General features: G+C 73.8%; 13 protein-coding genes. 8 read left to right on the top strand and 5 right to left on the bottom strand.

What is annotated here, in order from left to right; genetic code table 11:
- The first annotated feature begins 127 nt into the window (after window positions 1-127).
- Entirely contained in the window at window positions 128-919 is a 792-nt protein-coding gene (locus tag AB0D01_RS26080) for a methyltransferase (RefSeq protein WP_363059288.1), read from the top strand.
- 18 nt (window positions 920-937) lie between these two features.
- On the opposite strand, the gene AB0D01_RS26075 is transcribed toward AB0D01_RS26080, so the two are convergent.
- Window positions 938-1,699 (bottom strand): helix-turn-helix transcriptional regulator, encoded by a 762-nt coding sequence (locus AB0D01_RS26075; protein WP_363059286.1) that lies wholly within the window; start codon window positions 1,697-1,699, stop codon window positions 938-940.
- An 82-nt stretch (window positions 1,700-1,781) separates the two neighbouring features.
- Between AB0D01_RS26075 and AB0D01_RS26070 the strand changes: the two genes are divergently transcribed.
- From AB0D01_RS26070 to AB0D01_RS26045, 6 genes are all read left to right on the top strand, one after another.
- Window positions 1,782-2,588 carry a TSUP family transporter gene (locus AB0D01_RS26070; RefSeq protein WP_363059284.1) on the top strand — a complete coding sequence of 269 codons (807 nt, stop codon included), beginning with the start codon at window positions 1,782-1,784 and terminating at the stop codon, window positions 2,586-2,588.
- Between the two features lie 12 nt (window positions 2,589-2,600).
- Window positions 2,601-2,768, top strand: a complete 168-nt coding sequence (locus AB0D01_RS26065; protein ID WP_363059282.1) for a hypothetical protein — start codon at window positions 2,601-2,603, stop codon at window positions 2,766-2,768.
- Entirely contained in the window at window positions 2,765-4,045 is a 1,281-nt protein-coding gene (locus tag AB0D01_RS26060) for an amino acid permease (protein ID WP_363059280.1), read from the top strand. Before AB0D01_RS26065 ends, AB0D01_RS26060 begins: the two co-directional genes overlap by 4 nt.
- A 165-nt stretch (window positions 4,046-4,210) precedes the next feature.
- A complete protein-coding gene (locus AB0D01_RS26055) occupies window positions 4,211-6,508 on the top strand; it encodes an MMPL family transporter (protein ID WP_363059278.1) in 2,298 nt (765 codons plus the stop codon).
- A 5-nt stretch (window positions 6,509-6,513) separates the two neighbouring features.
- Complete coding sequence (locus AB0D01_RS26050; RefSeq protein WP_363059276.1) at window positions 6,514-7,695, top strand: sensor histidine kinase; 1,182 nt, start codon at window positions 6,514-6,516, stop codon at window positions 7,693-7,695.
- Between the two features lies 1 nt (window position 7,696).
- Entirely contained in the window at window positions 7,697-8,368 is a 672-nt protein-coding gene (locus AB0D01_RS26045; protein ID WP_363059274.1) for a response regulator transcription factor, read from the top strand.
- A 38-nt stretch (window positions 8,369-8,406) separates the two neighbouring features.
- Here the strand turns inward: AB0D01_RS26045 and AB0D01_RS26040 are convergent, their stop codons facing one another.
- Window positions 8,407-9,903: a DUF4246 domain-containing protein gene (locus tag AB0D01_RS26040; protein WP_363059272.1), complete on the bottom strand. Its 1,497-nt coding sequence runs from the start codon at window positions 9,901-9,903 to the stop codon at window positions 8,407-8,409.
- 369 nt (window positions 9,904-10,272) lie between these two features.
- On the opposite strand from AB0D01_RS26040, the gene AB0D01_RS26035 reads away from it, so the two are divergent.
- Window positions 10,273-12,060, top strand: a complete 1,788-nt coding sequence (locus AB0D01_RS26035; protein ID WP_363059270.1) for an acyl-CoA dehydrogenase — start codon at window positions 10,273-10,275, stop codon at window positions 12,058-12,060.
- A 44-nt stretch (window positions 12,061-12,104) separates the two neighbouring features.
- Here AB0D01_RS26035 and AB0D01_RS26030 read toward each other — a convergent pair whose 3' ends face one another.
- The 3 genes from AB0D01_RS26030 to AB0D01_RS26020 all read right to left on the bottom strand — a co-directional run bounded on the left by AB0D01_RS26030 (window position 12,105) and on the right by AB0D01_RS26020 (window position 14,448).
- Window positions 12,105-13,001 carry a hypothetical protein gene (locus tag AB0D01_RS26030; RefSeq protein WP_363059268.1) on the bottom strand — a complete coding sequence of 299 codons (897 nt, stop codon included), beginning with the start codon at window positions 12,999-13,001 and terminating at the stop codon, window positions 12,105-12,107.
- Entirely contained in the window at window positions 12,998-14,011 is a 1,014-nt protein-coding gene (locus tag AB0D01_RS26025; RefSeq protein ID WP_363059266.1) for an SPFH domain-containing protein, read from the bottom strand. Before AB0D01_RS26025 ends, AB0D01_RS26030 begins: the two co-directional genes overlap by 4 nt.
- Window positions 14,012-14,268: 257 nt before the next feature.
- On the bottom strand, window positions 14,269-14,448 hold the full coding sequence (locus AB0D01_RS26020) for a DUF6480 family protein (RefSeq protein ID WP_363059264.1): 180 nt from the start codon (window positions 14,446-14,448) through the stop codon (window positions 14,269-14,271).
- Between the last annotated feature and the right edge of the window lie 55 nt (window positions 14,449-14,503).

Below are 14,503 nucleotides of genomic sequence, written 5' to 3'. Positions count from 1 at the left end.
GGGCGGACCCGTCACCCGCCCCGCCGCGCCTCGTCCCGTTCCGTCCCGTCCCGCTGTCGGGAACGGCGGACGACGCGCACGTACGCAGAATCGAGGAGCCTTGACGACGGTCGGTACCCGAGAACCGATGACCGACGAACGGTACGACGACGTGCTGGGACACCTGGATCCGCGCGAGCGGGCCCGGCTGGGCGCCTTGACGGCGGCCTTCGACCCGGGCACGAAGCGCCGGCTGGACGCACTGGGCATCGGACCGGACTGGTCGTGCCTGGAGGTGGGAGCCGGGACCGGGAGCATCGCCCACTGGATCGCGGACCGCGTGCCGCGGGGCCGGGTGGTCGCGACCGACCTCGATCTCACCCTTGTGCGGCAACCTCTTCCGGCCAACCTGACACTGCTGCGGCACGACATCACCCACGAGGGGTTTCCCCCCGGATCGTTCCACCTGATCCACGCCCGGACGGTCCTGATGCACCTGCCCGACCGGGAACGCGTGGTGGAACGGATGCTGGAGTGGCTGGCACCCGGCGGGGTGCTGTCGGTGGAGGAACTGGTGCACTTCCCCCGCCACGGCATGCCCGACTCCAACCCCTTCCGGCGCGCCGTCGACGCCTGGTGGACCATGCTGTCCGAGTCCTTCGGGATGGACGACGCCTGGGGGACACGGGTGGCGGGCGTCATGCAACGGGTCGGCTACGAGGACGTGGAAGTGGACGCGGACCTGCCCGCCCTGCGCGCGGGCACGGCGATCGCGGAGTTCTCCGGGCTGACGCTGGAGGTCATCGAGGACCGCCTCGTCCGGGGCGGGTTCCTCGCGGCGGGCGACGTGCGGGCGGCCCGCGAGGAGATCGCGGAGCCCGGGCACCTGTCCTTCCCGATGGCCGTGATCGCCACCCGGGGCCGCCGCCCCACCGACTGAGGCCGGCCCGGCTTCCGCTCAGCGATGCCGCATGGCGGACGGCGGCAGCCCGAACGCGCGCGTGAACGCGTAGGAGAAGGCCGCGGGGGAGGCGTACCCGAGCAGCGTCGCGACCTCCGTCACGGTCCGGTGGCGCAGGAGGGGGATCGAGGCCAACAGCCGGGCCCTGGACCGCCAGGCCGCGGGGCTCGTCCCCGTCAGGAGCCGGAAGCGCCGGGTGAACATCCGTTCGCTCATCGCGGCGGCGCGCGCCCAGTCGGCGTTGCCCACCGCCAGGTCCGGGGTGGCGAGGTAGTCACGGCACAGCCGTGAGAACGGCTGGTCGTGCGGGAGCGGCAGGTGCAGGGGAACCTCGGACAGGCCCGCCGTCTCCAGGAGGATCAACGCGATCACGGCGCTGTCGCGCCGGTCGCCCGCGTAGTCCGGGCCCAGGTCGGCGGCGGCCAACAGCAGTTCCCGCAGCAACGGCGGGACCTCCACGACCCGGCAGGCGGCGGGCCACCACGGGACGGCCGACGGCTCGACGTAGAGGCTGGAGGTCCGGGTGTCGAGCATCCTCACGCGGTGGAGGGTTCGGGGCGGGATGAGCACCGCGCGCTCGCCGGGGACGGTCCACGCCCCGTCGTCGGTCTCCACGAGCATCGTGCCGGTCGCGGCGTACAGGAACTGCGCCCGGCGGTGCTCGTGCCAGTCGAGGAGGGTGTCCGGCGGGTAGTCGGTGGCGATCGGCAGCACCTCCGCGGGGAGGTGGTCGACACGCGCGAGGGGCACGTTGCGCATGGCACGAGCCTATGGCCGGAACTCGAAAGGTCCCGACCCACGATCGATCGTCGGCGCGCGACTTCTCGACTGGACTGGCCCCATGAGTCCTTTCGTTCTTGTCGCCGTCGGAGTCCTGACCGGCGTGACCACCGTGCTGTTCGGCTTCGGAGGCGGATTCGTCACCGTCCCCGTCATCGTCTGGGCGAACGCCGCCGCCGGGCCGGCCGCGGCGACCGTCGCGGTGGCGACCTCGTCGGTGGTCATGGTCGTCGCCGCGGTGGTGGCCACCGCGACCACCCCCCGGCCCGTGCTGCGCCGGCTGCGGGGCGCGGCCCCGTTGTCGCTCCTGCTCGGCGTCGGGGGATGCGTCGGCGCGGTCGTCGCGGGCCACGCTCCGGCCCCGCTGATCCACTGGGGGTTCGTGGCCTACCTGGCGATCACCGTCGTCGACGCGCTCGCCCGCCCCGGGTTCCTGAGCCCGGTCTCCGCCGCCCCGGGCGCCGCCGGGGAGGGCGGGTTCGCGGTGCCCGCCGCGTCCGGCGTGCCCATCGGCGCGGTGGCCTCGTTCCTGGGCGTCGGCGGGAGCGTCATGACCGTACCGCTGTTGCGGCGATCGGGGCTCCCGATGGGCACCGCGGCGGCCCTGGCCAACCCGCTCACCGCCTGCGTGAGCGCCCCGGCGTGCGTGGTCTTCCTCACCGCCGCCCCCGAGGCGCACCCCCGCGCCGCGCTGCTCGCCGTCGGATCCGTCGACCTCGGTGCCGCCGCCCTCCTGCTCCTCGGCGCCCTCCCGATCGTGGTCCTCCTGCGCCGAAGGCCCCCGCGCGTCGCGGACCGCCTGCACGCCGGGGGATACGTCGCCCTGCTGTGCCTGGTGCTCGCCGCCATGCTGCTCCGAACCCCGTGAGGGGGCCGTCACGTGTCCACGCGCGTACGCGTGTTCACGTCGGTGCCCTATCGTGTGCGCGCCGATCGACGGCCGGGCGTCGCACCGGCCGGCGCGACGGCGACCGTGTTCCCGTTCCTGTTCCCCTTCCCCTTCCCCTTCCCGTTCCTGTGCACGACCGTCGAGGAGCCACCGGCTTGAGTCACGTTCCCGCCACCCCCGCGTCCGGTGCCCCGGACGAGCTCCGACGGCGCCTCGGGGTGACCGACGCGGTGATGATCGGCCTGGGGGCGATGCTCGGCGCCGGGATCTTCGCCTCCCTGGCCCCGGCCGCGCGCGCCGCCGGTTCCGGGCTGCTGATCGGCCTCGGCTGCGCCGCCGTCGTGGCCTACTGCAACGCGACCTCCTCCGCGCGACTCGCCGCCCTCCACCCGGAGTCCGGCGGCACCTATGTCTACGGGCGCGAGCGACTGGGCGCGTTCTGGGGCCACCTGGCCGGCTGGGCCTTCGTGGTGGGCAAGACCGCCTCGTGCGCGGCCATGGCCCTGACCGTCGGCTCCTACCTGTGGCCGGAGCGGTCCCACGCCGTCGCCGTCGCCGCCGTGGTGGCACTGACCGCGATCGACTACACCGGCGTGCGGAAATCGGCCCTGGTGACCCGAGTCGGCGTCGTCATCGTCCTGACGGTGCTCGCCGCCGTCGTCGCGGCCTCCCTGACCTCGGACGCCGTGGACGCGGCCCGCCTCGACGTCCGGGGCGACGCCACCCCGGGCGGGATCCTCCAGGCCGCCGGGCTGTTGTTCTTCGCCTTCGCCGGCTACGCACGCGTCGCCACCCTGGGAGAGGAGGTCCGGGACCCGGCGCGCACCATTCCGCGCGCCGTCCCGATCGCCCTCGGGATCACCCTCGTCGTCTACGCCGCCGTCGCGGTGGCCGTGCTCCTCGTCCTCGGCCCCGCCGCCCTCGCGGCGTCCGACGCCCCGCTCACCGACGCCGTCCGGGCCGCCGGCGCCGACCCGCTCGTGCCCGTCGTACGCGTCGGAGCCGCGGTCGCCGCCCTCGGCTCCCTGCTCGCGCTCATCCTCGGGGTGTCACGGACCGCCTTCGCCATGGCGCGCGACCGTCACCTGCCCCACGCCCTGGCCGCCGTACACCCGAGGTTCAAGGTTCCCCACCGGGCCGAACTCCTCGTCGGCGCGGTCGTCGCCGTCGGCGCCGCGACGGTGGACGTGCGTGCGGCGATCGGCTTCTCCTCGTTCGGCGTCCTCGTCTACTACGCCATCGCCAACGCCTCCGCGTGGACGCTGACCCGGTCCGAGGGACGGCCGCCCCGGATCGTCCCGGCGATCGGGCTGGCCGGCTGCCTCGCGTTGGCCTTCGCCCTCCCCGTCGCCTCCGTCGTCACCGGGGCGGCGGTACTGGCCGTCGGGGCGGCCGCGTACGGGCTGCGCCGCGCGTCGGCGGGCGGCGGTGCGTAGGCGGCGGCCGTACGCCGAAGCGGCCGCCCCCTCGGGGCGGTGGCCACCCGCCCGGCGGCCCTGACGGGACGCCCCCGCTCGGGGCGGGGGTCCACCGACCGGTGGACACGGGGTTCAGTCCGTAGGACGTCATGGGGGACGCACCCCGCCGCGCATGATCGCCACATGACCCGACTTCCCGTCCGCATAGCCCGTTGGAGCGCCCGGCACGCCGGGCGGGCCATCGCCGGCTGGTTCGCCTTCGTCTCCCTCTGCCTCGCCGCCGGTCTCACGGTCGGCACCCACCAGGCCACCTCCGCCGACTTCCGCGTCGGCGAGGCCGGCCGCGCCGAGGAGATCGCCGCGGCCGGCGGCCTGGAGCGCCGCCCCACCGAGCAGGTCCTGATCCGCGCCCGGTCCGGGGCCCCCCTCGACCCGACGGCCGCCGACGCGGCCGCCCGCGACGTCACCACGCGCATGCGCGCCCTGCCCCAGGTCGCGCGGGTGACCGAGCCGCTCCTTTCGAAGGACGGCACGGCGCTGATGGTCGCGGTGGTCATGAACGGCCCCGAGCTGGAGGGGAGGAAGAACGTCGGCCCGCTCCTCGAACAGACCGCGGCGGTCGCCGCCCTCCACCCGGGCCTCGTCGTGGAGGAGACCGGGTCCCCCGCCATCAGCAAGGGGGTCAACGACCAGCGGGGAGAGGACCTCGCCCTCTCCGAGCGGATCACCCTGCCGGTCACCCTCGTCATCCTGCTCGTCGTCTTCGGCTCGGTCGTCATGGCCGGTGTGCCGCTGCTGCTCGCGCTCTCCTCGATCGCGGCGGCCCTCGGACTGTCCATGACGGCCTCGCACCTCCTGCCCGACGCCGGCGTCGGCACCAACATGATCCTGCTCATCGGACTCGCCGTCGGCGTCGACTACACGCTCTTCTACCTCAAGCGGGAACGTGAGGAACGGGCCCGGGCCGGCGGCTCCGTCGGCGCCGACGCCGCGGTCGAACTCGCCGCCGCGACGGCCGGCCGGGCCATCGTGGTCTCCGGACTCGCCGTGATCGTCTCCACCGCCTGCCTCTACCTCGCCACCGACGTCATCTTCTCCTCCCTGGCCACCGGCACGATCCTCGTCGTGGCCGTCGCCGTGGCCGGCTCCCTGACGGTGCTGCCCGCCCTGCTCGTGAAGATCGCCCGCGGCGCGGAACGCCGGGAGGCCCGCAGGGCCGCCCGCCGGGCACGCCGCGGCACCCCGGGCCGCACGCCCGCGACGCCACCGCGCCGCCGCCGCAGCAGCGCCGCCGCCGACGACGTCGGCCGGATCGGCGCCGCCCTGCTCCGCCCCGCCCGCCGCCACCCCGTGGCGACCCTCTGCCTGTCCGTCCTCGCCCTGCTCGCCCTGGCCGCCCCGGGCCTCGGCCTGAGGCTCGTCGACCCCGGCCGCGACACCTTCTCCCGGGACATCCCGGCCCTCCAGGTGTACGACCGGTTGAACGCCGCCTTCCCCGAGCTGACCTCCCAACACCGCGTCGCCGTCCGCGCCGCCCCCGACCGCGCCCCCGAGGTCCGACGGGCCCTGATCGCGCTCGAACGCCGCGTCCAGGACGACCCCCTGTTCACCCGGTACGCCGAGCCGGCCGTCCTGACCTCCGCCGACCGGCGGATCACCGTACTGGAACTGCCCGTACCGTTCCCCGCCACGTCGAAGGAGGGCGCCGCCTCGCTGATCCACCTGCGCCAGGACCACCTGCCCGCCACGGTCGGCGCACTGGACGGGGTCGAGAGCGCCGTGTCGGGGGACATCGCCCGAGGCCGCGACTACGTGGCCCACGAGAAGGCCAAACTCCCCCTGGTCATCGGGTTCCTGGTCCTGACGGCCTTCCTGATGACGCTGTGGGCGTTCCGGTCGGCCGTCGTCGCCCTGATCGGCGTGGTCCTCAACCTCCTGTCGGCCGCCGCCGCCCTCGGCGCGCTCGTCGCCGTCTTCCAGGGAACCTGGGCGGAAGGGCTCCTCGCCTTCGACTCGCTCGGCGCGATCGCCTCCCGCGTACCCCTCTTCCTCTTCGTCATCCTCTTCGGACTGTCCATGGACTACCAGGTGTTCGTCGTCAGCCGGATCAAGGAGGCACTGGACGCCGGCATGCCGGCCCGCGAAGCGGTCCTCCACGGCATCGGCCGCTCGGCCAAGGTGGTGACCAGCGCGGCCGTCGTCATGGTCACCGTCTTCGGGGCCTTCGTCGCCCTGCACCTGACCGAGATGAAGCAGATGGGCTTCTGCCTCGCCGTCGCCGTCCTCCTCGACGCGGTCGTCGTCCGGCTCATGGTGCTGCCCTCTCTCCTGCTCCTGCTCGGCGACCGCGCCTGGCGCCCGCTGCGCGCCGCGTCCCAGGCGTCCCGGGCGTCCCGCGCACCCCGGGCGTCCCGGGCCTCCCGCGCACGACGGGAGGACGACCCCGGTTCCCCCGGGCGCCACGCCGAGAACGTAGGCTGAGGATCATGCTTCAACGGCCGCGGCGCGGCGACCCGTTATGGATATGGACGCTCCACCGGTGGGACCAGGGATCCTGGGCCGTCATCGGCCTGATGGCGCTGATCACCTGCTTCTCCGACCTCAACGCCACCGCCCGGTACGGGTCGCTCGCCCTCCTGGCCGCGGTGGCCCTCTCCGCCCTGACCGTACGCCGCCTGCCCGGCAACCCGGTGCGCGCCGGCCACGTCCACCTCGCGCTGCTGGTGGCCTGCCTGTCCGGCCTGTCCTACCTGCGCGACGGCTACGGGGTGCTCTACACGCTGGCGCTCCCGCAGTTCGTCCTCTACGCGGACTCCCCGCGGGGCGCGCTCGTGGGCAGCGGGCTCGGCGCGGTCGCCATCACGGTCGGCGGATCGCTGCGTGAGGGCTGGACCGTCGCCACCCTCACCACCAACGCCGTGTCCTCGCTCGCCGTCTGGGCGGTCGGCGCCCTGATGATCCTGCTCACCCCGCGGGCGCTGGCCGCCCGCGACGAACGGGCCCGCCTGCGCGCGGAGTTGGTCACGGCCAGGCTCGACCTGGCTGAGGCGCACCGGCTCCAGGGCGCCGCGGCCGAACGCGAGCGGCTGTCCCGGGAGATCCACGACACCCTCGCCCAGGGCTTCGCCTCCATCATCGTGCTGGCGGGCGCGGCCCGTTCCGCGCTCGAAACCGACCCGGAGCGCGCCGACCGGCAACTGCTGTCGATCGAGCGGACGGCGCGCGAGAACTTCACCGAGGCCCGGGTGCTGGTCGGGGCCGCCCCGCGCGACGGACTCGTCCCCGGCTCCATCGCCACCACCCTGCGCCGCACCCTGGACCGCTTCGCCGAGGACACCGGGATCACGGTGACCGCGGACCTCGCGGAGGCGGCGTGCGACCAACCCGGCAGGATCGCGCTGCTGCGCTGCCTCCAGGAATCCCTGGCCAACGTCCGCAAGCACGCCGGGGCCTCGGCCGTGGACGTCGTGCTCCGCTCCCACCCGTACGGGGTGGAACTGGAGGTCACCGACGACGGCCGGGGGTTCGTCGTCGCGCAGGCGCGCGGCTTCGGTCTGGGCGGCATGCGCGACCGTCTCGCCGAACTCGGCGGCGAACTCCACCTCACCAGCTCGCTCGGCGACGGCACCCGCGTCCTCGCCCTCATCCCCACCGACGCCGAGGAATGACATGACCGTTCAACCACCGCCGGTGCCGCACGCGTCACCGGCACGGCCGCTGCGCGTCGTCGTGGTCGACGACCACACCGTGATGCGGGCCGGAGTCCTCGCCCTGCTGGCCGACGAGCCCACGATCGAGATCGTCGGGGAGGCCGGCGACGGGCGGGCCGCGGTGGACCTCGTCCGGACCCTCGATCCCGACGTGGCCCTGGTCGACCTGCGGATGCCGGTCCTCGACGGGGTGGGCGCCACCGCCGAGATCGTCGGCGGTGGACACCGGACCCGGGTGCTGATCCTGACCACCTACGACACGGACGAGGAGATCGAGCGTGCCGTCGAGGCCGGCGCGATCGGCTACCTGCTCAAGGACACCAACCGCGAGCAGCTCGTCGACGCCGTCCTGCGCGCCTCCCGGGGCGAGACCGTGCTCGCCGCGAGGGTCGCGCAGCGACTGGTGGCCCGCATGCGGCGGCCGGCCTTCGTCCCGTTGACCGCCCGCGAGCAGGACGTGCTGAACGCGGTGGCCGACGGCCTGTCGAACATCGAGATCGGCCGCCGGCTGGTCATCGCCGAGGCCACCGTCAAGACCCATCTGCTGCGCGTCTTCGCGAAGCTCGACGTCGGCGACCGCACGCACGCCGTGGTCGTGGCGATGGAACGGGGCCTGCTGGTCCGCCGCTGAACGCCACCGGCGCACCCGAGGGCCGGTCCGCGCCGGGCTCAGTGCTCGCAGAGGGAGAACTCCCGCTCGTAGAGCTGCTCGTTGTGTTCGTCGACGAAGAACTTCCGCTCCCGCATGAGCTCTTCGCGGAACTCCTTCGCCTGCGCGAGCGTCATCGTCGAGGTGTCGGACCACGGCTGCTGCGGCGGCACGTCGGAGGTCGAGACGATCCGCTCGGACGGGTCGACGAGGAAGAAGGCGAGGATCTTGCGGTGCCCCGGGCGGGTGGCGTCCGCGAGGCGGAACGGGCTGACGCGGTGTTGCAGGACGTTCGGGAACGCCAGGCAGCGGCCGGCCGGGGTCGACGCCGACCCCAGTTCCTGGTTCAGCGTGTCCTCGTCCTCCAGGCCGTACACCTCGCGCAGACCGTCGTCGTCGTTCTGCTCGTAGTCCGGATCATCGAGCGCGGTGCGGAACCCGAGCCTGCTCTCGGTGATGTTGTCGCTGTCCCAGTAGTAGATGCCGGTCGAGACGATCCGCTCGTTCAGCATCCCCTCCACGTGCCAGGAACCGCCCTGGTACTCGGGCTTGTCCGGGGTGAGGTGCAGGGTGGCGAGCTTGACGATGACCTGGAGCCGACGGCCGCGCAGGTCGACGCGGGCTGAGGCGTCCGGCGATGCGGGCGGGGTGAAGTCGGGGGCGTCGGGGACGACCGGGCTGCGGTTCTCCCACCAGTCGTCCCACGCGCGCCGGGCCTCCTCGTAGGCCTCGTCGTCACCGGAGGGGGACTTCCGCGGATACGGCGGCTCGCCCGGGTACCAGCCGTACGGATCGACCTCGACCCGGGGCGGTCGGGGGTGGCGCAGATCGGTGAGGACGTTCTCCAGCAGCGGGCGCATGCGGGCGAACAGGTCCGCCAGCACGGGCACCAGCTCGCGGTGCGTCTCGGGGTGGACGTTGTTGACGTAGGAGCGGAAGGCGACGGCGCCGTTCTCGCTGACGTCGACGTCCGTGGGCAGCCACTGGAACCGCTCCGAGAACTCGTACTTCGAGTAGCGGTCCGTCGGGTTGCGCCAAGCCTCCTCGTGCGCCCCGCTCACCTCTTTGACCAGGCAGAACAGCGAGGGGTGGACGAGGTCCAGCACCTGGCCGTCCGAGCCGGGGTGCCAGTCCCGTTCGGCCTCGGGGACCTCCTCCAGCACCTGGACCGCTTCGCGCAGCCGGGACCTGAGGTCGTCGTCGACCAGGCTGTCGGACTGCCACACCCCGTCCACGGCGGACACCTCGATGCCGGTCCTCGCGTCCCGCAGGGCGGCGTAGTGCGCGAGCTCGGCGAGTACGTAGCGCACCTGTGCCTCGGTCATGCCCTGGGCGACCGCCTCGCGCGTCCACCGGGCGACGATCTCGGGATCGTTCATCTTGTCGAACCAGCCCGGCTTCGCCCGAAGGTGCGCGCTGCACCGCATCATCTCGAGTTCGCGCAGGGTGCGGGGTTTCGCGAACGGTATGGAACGGGACGCGTGGAAGGGCAGGGGGAAGGCGGACAGGCCGGTCATGTTCCTCGGTTCTCCCGGTCGGTGTGCGATGGCCGGAAGGATACGACAGCCCACCGACACCGCCGACGCGGCCGCGACCCCGGTTCGGGGTCGCGGCTCGCCCCCTCGCCCCTCGCCCTTCGCCCCTCGGACCCCGGCGAATCGGTCGATCCGGGGTCGAGGCACGAGGCAGCCGACGGCCGGGCGCCCCGTCGGAGCTCCGGCGCCAGGGGCCGATCACGGGCGGGGCCGAGCCCTGTCACGAAGCCGTCCGGTGGCTCGAACCGCAGGTCGGAGACCCGGCGGCGAGGGGCGCAAGTCGGCCACGGCGGGTGCGCGGTCCGGATGCGCGAAGCCACTGTCCGCTCAGCGGACGCATACACTCGCGCCATGTCTTCCATGATCATCAACTCTGCCGAGCCGGAACCCGCCTTAGCCGGTGTGCTCACCCGCCACCTGTTCGCCGACGACCCGCACAAGGCCCACCGGCGCTGGCGGGAGCTCTTCGCGCGGCCCGCGTTCGCCCCGGACGCCACCGCGGGCCACACCGCGCCCGCCGAGCGGGCCTACACGCGACTGCGCCGGGTCAACGAGGCGGTGCCCGACCCCCTCGGCCTCGCCCGTGACATCCGTGAACTCGCCGCGCTGCACGAGTGGGCGGCCGTCGTCGACGGCGCCCTGACCACCGTCGCCGGCATCCACTACAACCTCTTCCTCGGAAGCCTCGCCGACCACGCCCCCGACCCGGGACGGGACCTCGACGACCTGTTGGCCATGCGGCGCGTCGGAACCTTCCTCTGCACCGAGGTCGACCACGGCAACGACGCCGCCGCCCTGGAGACGACCCTCGTCCACCGCCCCGCGAGCGACGACTTCGTCCTGCACACCCCGCACCCGGGCGCCCGCAAGTTCATGCCCAACACCTCCCTCACGGGCGGCCCCAAGAGCGCCGTCGTCGCGGCCCGCCTGCTCTCGGACGGCCGGGACCACGGGGTCTTCCTGACCCTGGTCCCGCTCTCCGACCGGGACGGACACCTTCCCGGCGTCACCGTCACCCCCCTGCCCGCCCGCACGGGATCACCCGTCGACCACTGCCTGACCTCCTTCGACCAGGTCGTGCTGCCCCGTACCGCCCTGCTCGAAGGCGCACAGGGAACCCTCCTGCGGGACGGGAGCCTGAAGTCGGACGTCGGCAACAAGAGGAAACGATTCCTCGCCGCGATCGGCCGGGTCACCGAAGGCAAGCTCTGCATGACCGGCGCGGCCGTCGGCGCCACCCGGGCCGCCCTCGCCATCGCCGTCGGGTACGCCGACCGGCGCCTGGTCGGCGGATTCAGGCCGGCGGGCGCCCAGGTGCCCCTCTCGGCGCTGCGCAGCCACCAGGACCGACTGACCCGCGCCGTCGCCACCGGCTACGGCCTGACCTTCCTGCACCGCTCCGCGGTCCGCGCCTGGGCCGGCCGGACCCCGCAGGACAGCGACGCGGCGGCACGACACGCCGCGGTCGCCAAGGCGTGGATCACCTGGCGCGCCCGGGAGGTCCTCGTCGAATGCCGCGAACGCTGCGGCGCCCAGGGCCTGCTGGCGGGCACCGCGCTCTCCGGCTACCCCCTCGACATCGAAGGCACCATCACCGCGGAGGGCGACAACCTCCCCATCTGGGTGAAGTCGGCCGCGGACCTCGTCTTCGACCGCGACCCCGAGCTGTACGACGCCCCGTGCGAGGACCCCCTCCACGACCTCCGCGCTCTGCGCGACGCCCTCGCCGCGGACGAGGTCCGACTGCGCCGGCGCGCCGCCCGGGCGCTGCGCTCGGGCCCCGCCCGCGACCCGCTGGCCCGCTGGAACGGCGCCACCCCGGCCGCCCTGGACCTCGTCGGCGCCCATGCCGAACGGCTGGCCGCCGACGCGTTCCTGGCCGCCGTGGAGGCCGCCGCCGAGGACCACGCCCCCACGGCCCGGCTGCTGCGCCGGCTCTGTCGGCTCTTCCTCCTCGAACTCCTCGCACCGCGCGCGGGCGCCCTCGTGGCCCTGGGGGTGTGGGACGCCGAGACCCTGTCGCGGCTGCCGGACGTCCGAGACCGGCTCACCGGTGAGCTGGGCCCCCATCTCGCGCTGCTCACCGAGGCGTTCGACGTACCGGAGTCCGTCCGCGCCGGAGTGCCGGTCACCCACTGACCGCGCACGCCTGTCCCGGCGCACCCGGAGCCGGTCCGGGGCGCTCACGTCAGCAGGCGCAGTGACGTCCCCGCGACGCCCAGCCGCACGCTCTGGCCCCAGGTCAGGTGCAGGGCGTCGGCCTCCATCCCGTCGCCGAAGACCACGATCCGGTCCGACTCGACGGTCAGCCGCAACCCCTGCCCCGCTTCCAGTCGGCCGGCGACCCGGGAGGTTCCGGTCGCCGGCGAGGGCCAGGCCTCGCGCACGAACCACAGGAGCCCCCGTTCGCACGGCGCGGGCAAGGAGGCGGTGGCGCCGCGCTCCAGCCACAGGGAGCGCAGCCAACCGGTGGCGCCGGTGCCGGTGCCGACGAGCACCCCGGAGGACGCCTGGGCCTCGCCCGCGCCCCGCTCCCCGTCGGGCCCCAGACGGTAGCGGGCCGTCTGGTGGCCGGGCGAGCCCAGGTAGATCTCGTTCAGGGCGAGCAGCCGCTGGGTGTCGTCGGCGACGGCCTCGACCATGGTCAGGTCGTCCGTACGGCCCCCCGCCGACGCGGCGCGCAGGAGGGCGGCCGTGTCGGCGGACCGGTGGCGGACCAGGACGCCCGGGTTGCGCCCCGGTTCGGTGTCGATGCCGACGACGGGCTGCCCGGACAGGTACTTCGCGGTGTTGGCGACCAGCCCGTCCTGTCCGACCACGACCACCACGTCCTCCGGGGCGAACAGGAAGCGGTCCAGGTCCGCCCTCTCCACCCGGGAGCTCCGCCAGGTCAGCGGTACCGCCGCGGCCACCTCCCGCAGCGCCTGTCGGGTCCGTTCGTGACGGGCGACGACCTCGTCGATCGAGCGGCCCCGACTGGAGAGGAAGAACGCGGCCTGCCCGTGCGTCCCGTGCCGGTCCATCAGTTCCTCGTACTCGGTCCTGCGGTGCACGAGCACCGCCCGGGGGGCCAGGCTCACGCGTCCGACCCGGGGTCCGGACGCCCGAGCCTGCCGAGGAGGCCGGTCAGGACGTCGGGGGAGAGCGTGATGCTGTCGACCCGCGGCAGGTTCTCCGCCAGCCGCGTGGCGGCCAGGGCGTACAGGGTGGCCGAGCCGGTCTCGCCGTGCACCCGCAGCCAGGCGGCCTGGGCCTCGGCCCGCGCCGAGCCGGTCTCGCGCGCCGCCTCGGCGTCGGCGCGGGCCAACCGGACCTTGCGCGCCGCCTCGGCCTCCGTGCGCACGCTGTCGGCCGCGGCCTTCTCCTCCGCCTCGCGCCGGGAGTTGATGCCGCGCTGCTCGACCAACTGCTCCTCGCGCCGGGCCAGTTCGATCTGACTCGCCAGCTCGTTCTCGGCGATCGCGCGCTCGCGCTCGACGGCCACGGCCCGCCGTTCGTACGTGGCCCGGTCCGCCTCCTGCTGGATCTGCTCGCGGGCCGGTGTCCGCAGGGCCCGTTCCACCTCCGCCTCGGGGCGGATGGCGACGACGCGTACGGTCACCACCTCGATGCCGGTGGCCGGGAGCCGGGGCTCGTCGGCGAGACCGCTCGCCACGCTCTGCCGTACGGAGGCGACGCCGTCCACCAGCGCGCCGGCCAGGGGGGTCCGGGCCAGCACGTCGAGGGTGTGCTGTTGCGCGGTCTCGGTGAGGAGCGTGGAGATCTGTTCCAGGGGCGCGCCGCGCCAGCTCCCGGTGTCCGGGTCGATGGAGAAGTCGAGCCGGCCCGCGGCCTCGGCCGGGTCGCTGATCCGGTAGGTGACGGTCGCCTGCACGGTGACGTCCTGGAAGTCGGCCGTACGGGCGTGGAAGGCCATGGCCAGTTCCCGGTCGTCGACGGGGACCTCGGACAGCGCCGCCGACAGCGATCGGTACCAGAAGCTGAGTCCGCGTCCGTCATGGGCGAGCCGTCCGCGCTTGTGGTGGCGGATGTGGGCGGTGGGCGCGGAGCGCAGGTGGCGCCAGCCGAAGCGCCGCGTGATGTCGGCCATGAGGAGGACCCCTTTCATTTCGTCAGCATGACGATAAGCGGAATCCCTCGATATCGTCAAGAGGACGAAAAGGGCGAGGTCCTCTCACCCGCCTCGCCTGACCGCGCCCACCGCCGGTGGTCGACCCCCGAGCCCTCGAAAACACCGGCCCGGCCGGGGCGGCTCCCGTGCCTGACGCACCTGCGACGTCCTGCGGGCCGCCGCGGAGAAGTAGCGGGCCGCCCCTTCCAGGAGGGGTCCCGCGGGGGCGGCGTTCCTCACCAGCCCCAGATCCGGGCGATGAAGAACGCCGCGATCATCAGTGATCCGAGCACGATGGGGACGAGGAACGCCCGGGGGTGTTCCCATATCCCTCCGTCCGCGCGTTCGCGGTGGGCCGATCCGATCGAGCCTTCCGCCGGCGGCGTCTCACCCGGAGGTACCTTCGGTGTCGACATGGCTTCTCCCGATGGGGACTTTTCCGATGTTCTCGGTGTTCTCGGTGTTCATGTT

It is taken from the genome of Streptomyces sp. NPDC048606 (genome assembly GCF_040650855.1).
Taxonomy (GTDB): domain Bacteria; phylum Actinomycetota; class Actinomycetes; order Streptomycetales; family Streptomycetaceae; genus Streptomyces.
Note: the sequence above shows the minus strand (reverse complement) of the source record. Positions and strands in the feature narration are given on the sequence as shown.

What these genes read in the sequence shown, in the direction of transcription:
- AB0D01_RS26070 (WP_363059284.1), top strand. Translation starts at nt 1,782, where the DNA reads ATGAGTCCTTTCGTTCTTGTCGCCGTCGGAGTCCTGACCGGCGTGACC.
- AB0D01_RS26020 (WP_363059264.1), bottom strand. Translation starts at nt 14,448, where the DNA reads ATGTCGACACCGAAGGTACCTCCGGGTGAGACGCCGCCGGCGGAAGGC.
- AB0D01_RS26055 (WP_363059278.1), top strand. Translation starts at nt 4,211, where the DNA reads ATGACCCGACTTCCCGTCCGCATAGCCCGTTGGAGCGCCCGGCACGCC.
- AB0D01_RS26075 (WP_363059286.1), bottom strand. Translation starts at nt 1,699, where the DNA reads ATGCGCAACGTGCCCCTCGCGCGTGTCGACCACCTCCCCGCGGAGGTG.
- AB0D01_RS26035 (WP_363059270.1), top strand. Translation starts at nt 10,273, where the DNA reads ATGTCTTCCATGATCATCAACTCTGCCGAGCCGGAACCCGCCTTAGCC.
- AB0D01_RS26050 (WP_363059276.1), top strand. Translation starts at nt 6,514, where the DNA reads ATGCTTCAACGGCCGCGGCGCGGCGACCCGTTATGGATATGGACGCTC.
- AB0D01_RS26080 (WP_363059288.1), top strand. Translation starts at nt 128, where the DNA reads ATGACCGACGAACGGTACGACGACGTGCTGGGACACCTGGATCCGCGC.
- AB0D01_RS26040 (WP_363059272.1), bottom strand. Translation starts at nt 9,903, where the DNA reads ATGACCGGCCTGTCCGCCTTCCCCCTGCCCTTCCACGCGTCCCGTTCC.
- AB0D01_RS26045 (WP_363059274.1), top strand. Translation starts at nt 7,697, where the DNA reads ATGACCGTTCAACCACCGCCGGTGCCGCACGCGTCACCGGCACGGCCG.
- AB0D01_RS26025 (WP_363059266.1), bottom strand. Translation starts at nt 14,011, where the DNA reads ATGGCCGACATCACGCGGCGCTTCGGCTGGCGCCACCTGCGCTCCGCG.